Genomic DNA, 12,018 nt, shown 5'->3' with positions numbered 1-12,018 from the left:
TTTTCATAAGGTATTTTTCCTTTTCATTTAGCTGCTCTTCATGAGCTTTTTTATTGCCAACTATTCGAATCTAACGGTGTTTGATGGCCAGATCAATGATACAAATCACAAAATATAAAGAGTTCTAAGTACCATTTACATCAAAATATGACCTAGATATCAACTGTGGCTCAATTTAATCCAACAAGCCGTTCTACCTATTAAAGGTTAGCTCCCTCAGATGACAAACTCATTTCAGTATCAATACACTTCTATGATACCCATTTAATAGACCGGAACATCGAGGATTTAGTTCCCCAAATTATTATACCCTCCCCAAACAAAGTTACACCGTAACCTTAACTTGTAGGGTTACGTCTATTTTTTATTTACATTGGTCTATACGACACATAATCAAAATGGGATTATGTTGATGAGAGGCAACACGATTAACAAAGGATAGGCAGACTTAAATGGACACAACAATCAGTAAAGTGATTTTACAAGGGCATATTGTCGTACCAGACGATGATCTAGAAACAGTTATACAAGCACTGACCATTCATAAGGAGCTCACGTTGGCTGAGCCGGGCTGTATTGTATTTCGTGTTAGCCAAAGCTCACTGCAGCCAAACCGCTTTGAAGTATATGAAGAGTTCACTAACCGTGAAGCGTTTGAGGCCCACCAAAATAGAGTCAAAACCTCTGACTGGGGTAAGATAACTAAGAACGTGACACGCCATTATCAAGTGACCGATGTGACCACACCATCATGACTCAAGCATTGACCAACCAAATCGCAGCCTGATCGAACAAGATCCGCTGCGAACCAAAATCTTAGAATGCGTGGCTCAATTAGCTCTACCACAATGCTATGTCGCTGCAGGCTTCGTAAGGAATCTAGTTTGGGATCACTTGCATGGCTTTGATAGCCCCACGCCGCTCAACGATATTGATGTGATCTACTTTGATCGCGGTGATTATGGTTACCAATCGGACATAGATTACGAAGCTCAGCTGAAACAGCGGCTACCTGAACTCAACTGGCAAGTTCGTAATCAAGCCAACATGCATACTCGAAACCAAGATAAACCTTATCAAAGTACGCTAGATGCAATGAGTTACTGGCCTGAGAAAGAAACCGCTATCGCAGTAAAGAAAAACTGCCATGGACGTATCGAGTGTATATCGGCTTTTGGTTTAGAGAGCTTGTTCAATTTGAAAATAACGCCAAACCCGAACCGCGGTCGGGACGTATTTGATCAACGAGTCCAATCTAAAAACTGGCTAACTCATTGGCCACAGTTAACCATTGGCTAAAGTTAACTATCACTGACAGCTAACTATCGAACAGCTTCAAAGCTAAAACCATTGACTAAAAGCCCAATCAGATCGAACATGCCTCACTTATTAGCTAAACCGCACGCGGTAACAAACGATTTCTTCTTCTCGTCATACCGAGTAACAACCATGAACCAACAATACATGCTGCAAGCACTTGAAGCTTCGCGCCAAGCCCTCCCCGACTGTCAACCAAATCCTCCAGTGGGGTGTGTATTGGTGAAGAGCGATAAAGTAGTGTCTGTTGGTTACACACAAAAGGTTGGTGGGAACCACGCTGAAGTCGAGGCACTGAATCACTATGATGGCGATATGGAAGGCGTAACAGCTTACGTGACATTGGAGCCGTGCTCTTTTGTCGGTAGGACACCAGCTTGTGCTAACACTCTGGTTGAAGCCGGTGTAAAACACGTTGTGGTTGCTATGCTCGATCCAGATCCTCGCAACAACGGCCGCGGTGTAGCAATACTGGAGTCGCATGGTGTGAAAGTTGACATGGGGTTATGCCAAGCACAAGCGAGTGCTTTTTTAACCCCATATCTTGGTAAGTCTTAGGCTCAGCATCTGTGGCGTTTAGCTATTGCGCTAGGCGGCTTATTGAGGACTCGTTACTCAACATCCAGTAAACCAACACTAGCCCACATCTACTCTATAAAGTGGGTTAGCTGGCGTATCAACAAAGTATGCCCAGATATGATCATAAACCGCATGTTGGTTAGGGAATGGCGCTAGCGCTTTCGCTTCCTCTAAACTACACCATCGATACTCAGTGTGTTCATGGTTTAACTCTACCGCTTGGTTTGGCGGGCAAAGCACAGCAAAGATCGGGATAAGTTGAATAACATTAACGTTCGCCTCGTAAAACTGCTCCAAAAACTGAGCGTTATACAATGCTTTCGCTTCGATTTTAGTTTCTTCTTCAAATTCGCGTACGATTGCCTGCCAACCAGTTTCATCCGCTTCAATCGAGCCAGCAACATGGCACCAATAGCCGCCCTTGGCGCGTTTCATTAATAGCATTTTCGTTTGTCCGTCGATCTCAGAAAGAGCGACACCAGCCACAATCGAAGTGTTGAGTGGAATCATAACGTTACCTTATTTTGAACACGAAGCGAGCAAGCCTAGCACCCTTCCATTAGTAAGTAGTCCTCGATGATGAAAAACGAGAGACCAATCATTAATTTGAATTCATCCCCTGAGCACTCCAACCTTATGCGAACAATCAAGTTTACTGTATAACCACGGTGCGATTTCTTATTTGAGGCGCTTTTAGATAAAGAGTAGAATCGCCTGCCTTATACTGTATTTGAGCTCTCAAAGCACAGTAGACTCGTAGCCATTTATCACCATCAAGTAAGACGACTATATGCACTCATCAAAACCAACGCACGACTCAGAGAACAGCCATACACCTGAGCACTGCTTCACTCGCTTTCAACAGCCGATCGAGTCATATTCGTTGCCTGAGCGTTTCACCTTTCCGTTCTACTATGAACCGCATCCATTATGTGAAATTGCGTCTCACCAGCTTCAACAATATCTAGAAACCCAAACCGATTGGCAGCACGACTTCGGACTAGATTCTGACGAAGGTCGTGGCAAGATGTTTGGTGTATTACTAGTAAGAAGCCCTGAAGGTGAACTTGGTTACTTCTCTGCATTCTCAGGGAAAATCGCCGATCAAAACCTCCTACCTCACTTTGTTCCACCGGTATTCGACATGCTGAGCAGTGACAGCTTTTTCCGTCAAGAAACCGCAGATATGATGGCGGTAAACGCCGAATTTAAAGCGCTGCAGGTTAACGCTCAATACCTTGAGTTGTGCGAACAATTAGCACAGCAAAAAGCGCAGGCAGAGCAAGAAATCGAAGCTCAACGCTTGTTGATCATTGAAGGTCGTAAAATTCGCAAAGAGCAACGAGAGCAAGGTAAAGAGAATCTTGATGAGCAAGCTTTTGAGCAACTAAACCAAGAGCTCAGCAAAGCCAGCGTTGCAGATAAAAACCAACAGAAATACCTGAAGCTTAATTGGGAACAAACCCTAAACGAGCTACAAAGCAAGGTGGATGTATTTACGGCTCAATTGGCTGAATTAAAAGAGCGAAGAGCGCACCTTTCTCATCAGCTTCAACACAAGTTGTTTTCACAATACGCTTTCCAAAATGCGGAAGGCAATGTCGAAGACCTTAACCAGATCTTTGAAAACACGCCAAATAAAATACCACCGGCAGGCTCTGGTGAATGTGCTGCGCCTAAATTGCTACAATACGCGTACTTGAACGGTTACACACCATTGGCATTAGCTGAATTTTGGTGGGGCCGCTCTCCAAAATCGGAGATCCGCAAACACAAGAAATACTACGCTTCTTGCCAAAGCAAATGTGTACCAATACTTGGCCATATGATGAAAGGCCTTGAAGTGGATCCAAACCCGTTGTTAGAAAATCCGGCAGAAGGCAAAGAGCTCGATATTCTGTTTCAAGATGAGAATATCGTTGTAGTACATAAGCCAGCAGGGTTCCTTTCTGTACCTGGCAAGACCATCAAAGATTCTGCTTACACTCGCGTTCAGGAAATGCATCCCGATGTGGAAGGACCGTTCGTGATACACCGCTTGGACATGGCGACCTCTGGCATTCTAATATTCGCCCTGACTCGACGCGCCAACAAAAGCCTGCAGAAACAGTTCATTACTCGTGAAGTCGAGAAGCGATACGTCGCAATGATTGAAGGTGTTCTGGCTGAAGATGAAGGTTATGTTCGATTACCGCTGCGTGGCGACCTGTACGATCGTCCTCGTCAGATTGTCTGCTACGAGCACGGTAAACCTGCAGAAACAAAATGGGAAGTGATTGAACGCAATCAAGAGACCACCAAGGTTTATCTGCACCCTAAAACAGGACGCACACACCAGTTACGTGTGCACTGTTCACATGAAGAAGGGCTACATATGCCTATCGTCGGTGATGGATTGTATGGCAACAAAGCTGACCGTCTTCACTTACATGCAGAACGACTTGCCCTACACCACCCAATTACCAAAGAGTGGATGGAATTCCAATTCGATGCAGAGTTCTAAAAACTCTTATCAATAACAAGTCTTAATGAAAGGAGTCACACTATTTGTGGCTCCTCTTCGACCACTTCCCCACATTTACCCCCTCGTTTCGCCTACCTCTTTCGGATATATCTCCACGCTTATTGCATTACATCAAGGTTCACTTCATTTTGAGGTGTAGGATGCCCCTCTTCACCTTTCCTTGAGGCCTTTGATATGTCATCAGCTGCTTTGAATCTGCATTCCAATACACAAACATCTTCTTTGGCTGCTGCGCCAGCATCAATAAACGTAAAGCCAATCACGACGAAAAAACCGGATCTGAATTCGGCAATGATGAGCCTCATCGAAGAAGTGAAAAATGAACTCCCTTTGTATGAACCAGAAACATTTATCTGCGGCCCCAAAGGAAACTGCACGGGTTGTTCTAAGAAATTACTCGAAATGGTCGACACAGAGTTGATGTACTGGGAACACAGTATTTCAATCGGACAAGGGCCAAACTTCGAAGAACTGCGTCGCTTCGGTAAACTATGCAGCAGCGTAAGACGTGGCTTAGAAAGAAACGGCTTGGTAGAGAAGCGTCCTAGAAGAAGGTAACTAGAACCAAGTCACTGCTTTCGGTACTAAAACAGGATTTCGGGCGTCCTCGATCGTGTTTTAGGTCTCGTGATACCTAGCCTTAGCGCATATTAACTCCAATCACATCAATTGGAGTTAAAATAATGAAATGGACACATTTACTGTTCACATCCTTGCTTTTCCTTAGCAGCTCAGCCATCGCTTCCGGGGTCGGATTCAATCAGGTCACCTTAACCGACGAACCGAATCGCCCGCTAAACACTGTCATTTGGTATCCCACACAAGATGCATCAGAAACAACCTTAGTTGGCGATAACCCCGCCTTCATCGGAACACAAGTCATCAAAGATGCAGACATTCAATCAGGCACTTTTCCAGTAGTACTGCTATCACACGGCTACCGAGGAAACTGGCGCAATCAAAACTGGTTAGCGACCAAACTTGCGAGTAAAGGCTACATCGTAGCGGCCGCTGATCATCCGGGAACCACCTCTTTCAACCATTCTCCAAAGCAAGCAGCGAAATGGTGGGAAAGACCACGAGATGTATCACGTATTCTGGATTACCTGTTATCTGCCCCACAGTGGAAGCAATCTGCTAACGCCGACAATGTGACTGCAATCGGGCATTCATTGGGTGGCTGGACAGTAATGCAATTGGCGGGAGCAAGAATCGTTAGGCAAACCTTTGAAGCGAATTGTCTCATATACCCTAACCCACGAACTTGTGGACTTGCTGAAGAGCTAGGGCTCGACAAAGTCCAAGATGAAGAGCTTATTCAAAAAGACCTTTCAGATCCTAGGATTCAACGTGTGGTCAGCCTTGATTTAGGGCTTGCTCGCAGCTTTTCAATCGTCAGCTTAAATGACATTAAAGTACCAACCATGATACTGGCAGCTGGGATCGATATTGGAGATCTTCCTCAAGCATTAGAGTCTGGCTATGTAGCCGAGCATTTGCCACTGAACTCAAGACGCTACAAAGTTTATGAAAACGCCACCCATTTCAGCTTCATTCAAAGCTGTAAAACCGGTGCTATAGTCATGCTGAATGAAGAGGTCCCAGGCGATGGCATTATTTGTAAAGATGGTATTGGTACATCACGCGACCAGTTACACCAATTGTTCTTCAATGACATCGTTCGCTTTCTAAATTGATAAACAAAAAGCAAACACACTCAATCTAACACTTGTAGCGAACTTCGAAACTCACTCGGAGTTTGCCCAGTTATCCTTGAAAACTCCCTATTGAAGTTAGACTTGGTCTGAAAGCCTGAACTTAGGTAGATCTCTGTTATCGCTTCATCGGTTTGTTTCAGAAGAGTCTTAGCGTGTTCAATCCGATAGGCATTAATCACCTTCGAAATGTTCTGTTGGTGAGTTTGATTAACCGCAGACGATATTTTTCTAGCAGGAATGCCTAGCTTTCGTGCCAAGCGATTGAGAGACAGGTCAGGATCCTTGAATACTTGGCGTTCTCTCATTAATGCATCGAACTTAACCATGATCTGAGTAGTTTCTTCAGTTTGGTCGTCATCTAAGCTACTCACTAGTGTAGTCGATGTGTCGACCTCTTCTGGAGAACCTTGTGACATGGCAGATACAGCCTGTACCTGCATGGTTTTTTCTTCGACAGGCGTGCTCATACTGACCACCATCACAGCGGACACAATGGCTGGAATAAGGACAAGGTAGCTAATCGATAAGATCAGATTGGTGTGCTGCGCATCCAACAGCAAGATATCGAAAGAAAGCGCACTATCAACCAAAGCTGAGAATAGCAGCATTACACCTGCAACTCTTTCAGCAACCAACACTTTCGATACATCGGTCAGCCGCACTTGTTCCGGCACTCGCAGCGACGACTTCAGCAGCAAGCTACCATATCCGAGATAGAGAAAGATCAGCAATACATCAAGAGTTCCCGCCCAGAGGCGCACATAGAAAAGTGAGCCAACTAAAACAGCAATCGGGCCTAACCAATGTAAATGTGTACTAGATTGACTTCGATGAGCTCCTGCAAAGCATAACCAAGCCGCCACAGGAACACAGGCACCGAGAATGGGTTGTAAGAAGCGAAAAAACGTAATATCAAACGTCCACCGAAGGCCCACTACCGTCACCATCAACGCACAGAGAATGATAAACCAAAAGGGCTTTTGACTGGTTTGTGGGTAACGGCATCGAAGCAGCACACCTGTCATCAATAACAACAGCGCCGCGACAAATGGTAAAGGAATGGCAAGCATCAATAGTCCGTTTAAGTTCGAGAAAAGATCACTTCCCCTTCAAACACTTCATTAGCGAAGTAAGTGAGCGAACTAGTGATACATATTGAATATCAATCTATGGTAAATCATTCCTCTGACAAAAATCTAGAGCGAAACCTTGATGGTGTTAAACCAATGATTTTCATAAAGACTTTTCGGAAACTGTTGACGTCTTCATATCCAACTAAATAGCTGATTTGTTCTACTGGTTTGTGAGAGCTTTCCAGTAACTCACACGCGCTTTGAACACGCACATGTTGAATATAGTTAATCGGAGTCAAGGTCGTCGCTTTAGTAAATTGCCGGATAAAGGTTCTTCGCGTCATGAAGGCTTCTTCCGCCAATTGGTCCAGTGTCAAAGGAAGGTGGTGATTCTTTTGAATAAAGCGCTGCACAGAGACAATCTTGTCATTCCCATGAGCGTAGTTAGGCACAAAACTTTGGTAGTAGCGCTGCTCTCTCAGTCCCGTATCCAACACCAGATACTTACCCAAATCACGCGTATTGGTCGGCGTCGTGTATTTAGTCAGGATAAACAGAGCCAAATCCATCCACGACATCAAACCACCAGCAGTAATGATGTCATCGTCATCGATCAGGATTTTGTCTATATCCACTTCGATTCCAGTATGGAGCTCCGAAAACAATTGCAGAGCTTGCCAGTGCGTTGTTACGGTTCGCCCTTCCAGTAATCCGGTTTGAGCAAGAATGAACACGCCTGCGCACGCTGAGCACAATATTGCCCCCTTTTGATGAGAGTCAATCAGATAATCCGTTAGCCTATCATCACGCTCTAGGTAGTAACTGCCATCTAGGTTTGGCGGCAATAAAATGATATCGGCTTTAGATTCTTCATTTGAGTTCGCCGACGAAACTGATAAGTCACCATAAGGCTTAATCTCAACCTGGAACTTAACCGTTTCACTTTCAGAATCAAGGCTGTTCGCCATCTGAAGAAACTCTTTTACTCCAAACACAGCGCTCTGCAAAGATCCTGGGTAATCGATGATTTCGACCCTTACTGATTTTGTCACTATTGCCATATAGTCTGTCATTTTTGACGTGCGTTAAAACACACAGGGTAGTCATAATAGCCCCACACCACAAGACATTAACAACAAAGGTATGGATTATGAGCAATACTGCACTACTAATTATTGATTTCCAAAACGACTACTTCCCTTCATACGAAGGTGCGAAATGGGCACTCTCTGAAACAGAGAAAGCAGCAGAAAAAGGTGCGCAATTACTCGAGACATTCCGCGAGAAAAAACTCCCAATCGTTCATGTGCGCCATGAATTTCCAACCAATGAAGCGCCATTCTTCTTGCCTAACTCAGATGGAGCTCAAATCCATAGTAGCGTAGCACCTCAGCAAGACGAGACCGTGATTGTAAAACAACAGATCAACAGCTTTAGAGATACAGAACTAGACAAAGTATTGAAGGAACAAGGCGTTGAAAGGCTAATCATTGTTGGCGCGATGAGCCACATGTGTATTGACGCAGTGACTCGCGCAGCGACTGACTTGGGTTATGAATGTCACGTGGCCCATGATGCTTGCACCACATTAGATATGGAGTTCAACGGTGTTAAAGTACCGGCAGCACATGTGCACGCCGCATTCATGGCAGCACTTAGCTTCGGTTATAGCAACGTCGCGACAACAAACGAGCTTGAGAAGCTGCTTTAATCAAGAGCCACGAGAGTGGTAAGCACTCAGATTCGTGATTACCCGCCTAAACTGACAGTCTACATATTACAAGCAACAAAAAAGGCGCCGATTAAGGCGCCTTTTTACTAGAAGCGAGCTTTCATTATGCCGCTGCAGTTTGGCGCGTAGGGTGTTTGATGAATACCGCAATCACTGCCACGATAGCCAATGCGAAACAGTAGTATGAGTTAGAAACGATCTCTAACGGCGATAGGTTAAATACCGAACCTAATAGCAGCACCTGCGCACCGTAAGGCAACACACCTTGAATCACACAAGAGAAGATATCCAATAAGCTTGCTGAGCGACGAGGGGATACATCGTTCTCTTCAGCTAATTGACGAGCAACACTACCAGAGACAATGATCGCTACTGTGTTGTTTGCCGTGCACATGTTCACCATAGACACCAAACCAGCGATACCCAACTCACTTGCGCGGCCGTTCGCTTGCTTAGAATGTGAAGAGCCGAACGCACGAATCATGCTACTCACTAGGTTAGTCAAGAACGCTAAACCACCTTGGCGACGCATCAGCTCACTCAAACCACCGATCAGCATCGACAGTAAGAAAATTTCCTGCATGTTGCCAAAGCCAGCATAGATATCTTGCGCGTAATCGGTTAAACCGTAGTTCTCCAGAGAACCTAAGCTAACGCCACCCGCCAGTAAGATACCGATGGTTAGCACAACAAACACGTTCATACCTGATACTGCAAGAATCAAGATAGTGATGTAAGGCAGCACTTTCAGCCACTCAATAGGACCCGTTTCAGGCACTTGAGTCGCAGTGCTGTTAAAAGCAAAGATAACAATCGCGATAAGTGCAGCAGGAAGTGCGATACGGATGTTCTCTTTAAACTTGTCTCTCATCTCACAGCCTTGCGAGCGCGTAGCAGCAATCGTGGTATCAGAGATGATAGAAAGGTTGTCACCAAACATCGCGCCACTTAAAACAACGCCTGCTGTCAGTGGAATACTCATGCCAGCTGAATCAGCAATGCCCAATGCAACAGGCGCTACCGCAGCAATGGTACCCATCGAAGTCCCCATTGCTGTCGCGATGAACGCAGAAATTAGGAAGATACCCGGTAGGATCATACTTGTCGGGATCGCCGATAGACCAAGATTTACCGTCGCATCAACACCACCAGAAGCTTTAGCAACTGCCGCAAAAGCACCTGCCAATAGGTAGATCATACACATTGCGATAATGTCTTTGTGACCTACTCCACTTAAGAACTGTTCGATAGCACGGTTCAATTTATCTTTGCTCAACAACAGCGCCAACATCACAGCAGGTAGAGCCGCAATCGGAGCTGGAAGCTGATAGAAAGCAAAATCGACGCCTTGCAACGACAAGTAGGTACCTACGCCAATAAACAGCGCTAGGAACACGATCAGAGGGATAAGCGCTACTGCCGAAGGGGCAATAACCGCATTAGAATTTTTTGAATTGGACATGGAACGACAACACTATAGAACAGGAAGGAGAGCAGACTAATGTCACACTTAGGACTTGTCAACGTCTAGACGTCTAAACGCCCAATATAATGCAAGGTAATACGAACTCTATTGAACATCACATAATAGAAAAGGCTATTTACGCACCAGTAAATAGCCTTCGAGAACAAATTGCTCATACGTGAAGTAGAGTTTTAGAGACCTGCTTTCTTAATCAATAGAGCTTATAAATAACCTAGCGCTTTGGTTTGAAAGTCACTTGGTACTCTCCGATACCATCATAAGCAACGGTTGTTAGCTCGTCGAAGTCAAGCTCTACCATACCACAGTAAGACCCTGTAATGATCGCCTCGCCCGCTTCAAAGCTGACTCCACGCTTGGTCATGGTATCTATCAACCAGTAAACGGGATTTTGAGCTAATGCATTAGGGTGGGTGCCAGAAAATGCCTGTACTTTTCCAGCTTGAGTGATAGCCACTTCGACCTTACCAGCAGCAAACGCTTTATCTTTCTCTATCTCAGGACCAAGAAACAAGCCTTGGTTTGCCAAGCAATCGGCTCAAACCTCGTAAAACTCCGCTCCACTGTCATCAGCAAAGCGAGATTGAATTAACTCAAGTGCCATATGGCAAGATCCAATGGCATCATTGATTTGTGCTTCGCTGTAGCCATTTGAGTTTGCAGGCAAAGGCTTAGCCAGTACAAAAGCGATTTCTGGCTCTACTCGGGCTACCTCTTTACCTGGCACTGAACCTGTGTCTGCGAATAATTCACAAATTTCACCTTGCTGCACGTTGTCAACGAAAATAGGCGCTACGATAAATTTGTTTTCTGCAAGAGGTAACAGACACTTCCAGCCCCCCACTCTATCTGCGCGAATTTCAATCATGGATTCTTGAATGGCTAACGCATCATCTAAACTGGTTGGGCGATATGGTTCGATTAATCTTGGCGCTTTAGTTCCCGCTGTGCGACGGCTTAATAACTCTTTAGCCGCCTGCTCAAATACACTTGTCATAATATACCGTTTAATTTAGAACGATTAGAAATAGGCTTAGGCAATGGCATCACTCATGCGATGGTTGCACCATAAAGTGTTCAAAGGCCTATTGTCACATGTCCCGCAAGTGAACACATACCGCTAAGTCAATATATTAAAAGAAAAGCCAGCACCTGATGAGCAGTTTGCTGGCTTTTTGAATATGTCATTGCCGGACAAGCACTACGCGCCTTTCAGCGTCTTCTTAAGATTTTGCATGAAGTTTCTGAAGTGAGGCATGAAATCTACAAACAGAGGGTGTTTTCTATCTTGCATCATCAACGGTCCCAGTAAGCGAATACTTACACCTAGTCTCCTTGCGGATTGCTCATCTAAGCCACTGTCCTGCTTAATCTTATCTACAATCGCGAACATGTTTTCTCTGTCTTCAATTTCAAACTGCATGGTTTGCAGCTCACGATCTTCCTTGATGTTCACTTCTTCGATAGTGATACGGTAGTGATTGTGTTTGCCTGTGATTGTTTGCATCGTCATTACTGTCTCCTAACTTGAATTTACGAACAATTAAGTTGATAATATCAACTATAAATACAATAGTTGATATTATCAACTA

Annotated in this window: 12 protein-coding genes and 1 pseudogene; 7 read left to right on the top strand and 6 right to left on the bottom strand. The window is 44.7% G+C overall.

Features of this window, described 5'->3' with window-relative positions; translation table 11 throughout:
• The first annotated feature begins 464 nt into the window (after positions 1–464).
• The 3 genes from BTO10_RS00170 to BTO10_RS00160 all read left to right on the top strand — a co-directional run bounded on the left by BTO10_RS00170 (position 465) and on the right by BTO10_RS00160 (position 1,875).
• Entirely contained in the window at positions 465–755 is a 291-nt protein-coding gene (locus tag BTO10_RS00170; RefSeq protein WP_105024215.1) for a putative quinol monooxygenase, read from the top strand.
• A 7-nt stretch (positions 756–762) separates the two neighbouring features.
• Entirely contained in the window at positions 763–1,299 is a 537-nt protein-coding gene (locus BTO10_RS00165) for a nucleotidyltransferase family protein (protein ID WP_105023126.1), read from the top strand.
• A gap of 150 nt (positions 1,300–1,449) precedes the next feature.
• A complete protein-coding gene (locus BTO10_RS00160; protein WP_004740054.1) occupies positions 1,450–1,875 on the top strand; it encodes a bifunctional diaminohydroxyphosphoribosylaminopyrimidine deaminase/5-amino-6-(5-phosphoribosylamino)uracil reductase RibD in 426 nt (141 codons plus the stop codon).
• A 78-nt stretch (positions 1,876–1,953) separates the two neighbouring features.
• Here the strand turns inward: BTO10_RS00160 and BTO10_RS00155 are convergent, their stop codons facing one another.
• Positions 1,954–2,406: an NUDIX hydrolase gene (locus BTO10_RS00155; protein ID WP_105023125.1), complete on the bottom strand. Its 453-nt coding sequence runs from the start codon at positions 2,404–2,406 to the stop codon at positions 1,954–1,956.
• Between the two features lie 280 nt (positions 2,407–2,686).
• Here BTO10_RS00155 and BTO10_RS00150 point away from each other — a divergent pair, with 280 nt between their 5' ends.
• The 3 genes from BTO10_RS00150 (at position 2,687) to BTO10_RS00140 (ending at position 6,117) form a co-directional block, all read left to right on the top strand.
• On the top strand, positions 2,687–4,399 hold the full coding sequence (locus BTO10_RS00150; protein ID WP_105023124.1) for an RluA family pseudouridine synthase: 1,713 nt from the start codon (positions 2,687–2,689) through the stop codon (positions 4,397–4,399).
• A gap of 195 nt (positions 4,400–4,594) precedes the next feature.
• Complete coding sequence (locus BTO10_RS00145) at positions 4,595–4,978, top strand: hypothetical protein (protein ID WP_105023123.1); 384 nt, start codon at positions 4,595–4,597, stop codon at positions 4,976–4,978.
• Between the two features lie 125 nt (positions 4,979–5,103).
• Positions 5,104–6,117: an alpha/beta hydrolase family protein gene (locus BTO10_RS00140; RefSeq protein WP_105023122.1), complete on the top strand. Its 1,014-nt coding sequence runs from the start codon at positions 5,104–5,106 to the stop codon at positions 6,115–6,117.
• 20 nt (positions 6,118–6,137) lie between these two features.
• Here the strand turns inward: BTO10_RS00140 and BTO10_RS00135 are convergent, their stop codons facing one another.
• On the bottom strand, positions 6,138–7,208 hold the full coding sequence (locus tag BTO10_RS00135) for a helix-turn-helix domain-containing protein (protein ID WP_105023121.1): 1,071 nt from the start codon (positions 7,206–7,208) through the stop codon (positions 6,138–6,140).
• 107 nt (positions 7,209–7,315) lie between these two features.
• Positions 7,316–8,272: a GlxA family transcriptional regulator gene (locus BTO10_RS00130; protein ID WP_105023120.1), complete on the bottom strand. Its 957-nt coding sequence runs from the start codon at positions 8,270–8,272 to the stop codon at positions 7,316–7,318.
• An 89-nt stretch (positions 8,273–8,361) separates the two neighbouring features.
• Between BTO10_RS00130 and BTO10_RS00125 the strand changes: the two genes are divergently transcribed.
• Positions 8,362–8,922, top strand: a complete 561-nt coding sequence (locus BTO10_RS00125) for a cysteine hydrolase family protein (RefSeq protein ID WP_105023119.1) — start codon at positions 8,362–8,364, stop codon at positions 8,920–8,922.
• A 124-nt stretch (positions 8,923–9,046) separates the two neighbouring features.
• On the opposite strand, the gene BTO10_RS00120 is transcribed toward BTO10_RS00125, so the two are convergent.
• The 3 genes and pseudogenes from BTO10_RS00120 to BTO10_RS00110 all read right to left on the bottom strand — a co-directional run bounded on the left by BTO10_RS00120 (position 9,047) and on the right by BTO10_RS00110 (position 11,933).
• The gene (locus tag BTO10_RS00120) at positions 9,047–10,405 is read right to left on the bottom strand and encodes a Na+/H+ antiporter NhaC family protein (RefSeq protein ID WP_105023118.1); all 1,359 of its coding nucleotides are present in this window, start codon (positions 10,403–10,405) and stop codon (positions 9,047–9,049) included.
• 235 nt (positions 10,406–10,640) lie between these two features.
• Positions 10,641–11,423 (bottom strand): annotated as a pseudogene (locus BTO10_RS00115) (hydratase).
• Positions 11,424–11,627: 204 nt separating this feature from the next.
• A complete protein-coding gene (locus tag BTO10_RS00110) occupies positions 11,628–11,933 on the bottom strand; it encodes a DUF3861 domain-containing protein (RefSeq protein WP_032554232.1) in 306 nt (101 codons plus the stop codon).
• Between the last annotated feature and the right edge of the window lie 85 nt (positions 11,934–12,018).

It is taken from the genome of Vibrio chagasii, from assembly GCF_002954585.1.
GTDB classification, from domain to species: Bacteria; Pseudomonadota; Gammaproteobacteria; order Enterobacterales; family Vibrionaceae; genus Vibrio; species Vibrio chagasii_A.
This window is presented reverse-complemented; position numbering and strand designations above follow the sequence as displayed.

Coding starts and splice junctions, on each gene's coding strand:
- BTO10_RS00160 (WP_004740054.1), top strand. CDS start 1,450: ATGAACCAACAATACATGCTGCAAGCACTTGAAGCTTCGCGCCAAGCC.
- BTO10_RS00155 (WP_105023125.1), bottom strand. CDS start 2,406: ATGATTCCACTCAACACTTCGATTGTGGCTGGTGTCGCTCTTTCTGAG.
- BTO10_RS00150 (WP_105023124.1), top strand. CDS start 2,687: ATGCACTCATCAAAACCAACGCACGACTCAGAGAACAGCCATACACCT.
- BTO10_RS00145 (WP_105023123.1), top strand. CDS start 4,595: ATGTCATCAGCTGCTTTGAATCTGCATTCCAATACACAAACATCTTCT.
- BTO10_RS00140 (WP_105023122.1), top strand. CDS start 5,104: ATGAAATGGACACATTTACTGTTCACATCCTTGCTTTTCCTTAGCAGC.
- BTO10_RS00135 (WP_105023121.1), bottom strand. CDS start 7,208: ATGCTTGCCATTCCTTTACCATTTGTCGCGGCGCTGTTGTTATTGATG.
- BTO10_RS00130 (WP_105023120.1), bottom strand. CDS start 8,272: ATGGCAATAGTGACAAAATCAGTAAGGGTCGAAATCATCGATTACCCA.
- BTO10_RS00125 (WP_105023119.1), top strand. CDS start 8,362: ATGAGCAATACTGCACTACTAATTATTGATTTCCAAAACGACTACTTC.
- BTO10_RS00120 (WP_105023118.1), bottom strand. CDS start 10,405: ATGTCCAATTCAAAAAATTCTAATGCGGTTATTGCCCCTTCGGCAGTA.
- BTO10_RS00110 (WP_032554232.1), bottom strand. CDS start 11,933: ATGCAAACAATCACAGGCAAACACAATCACTACCGTATCACTATCGAA.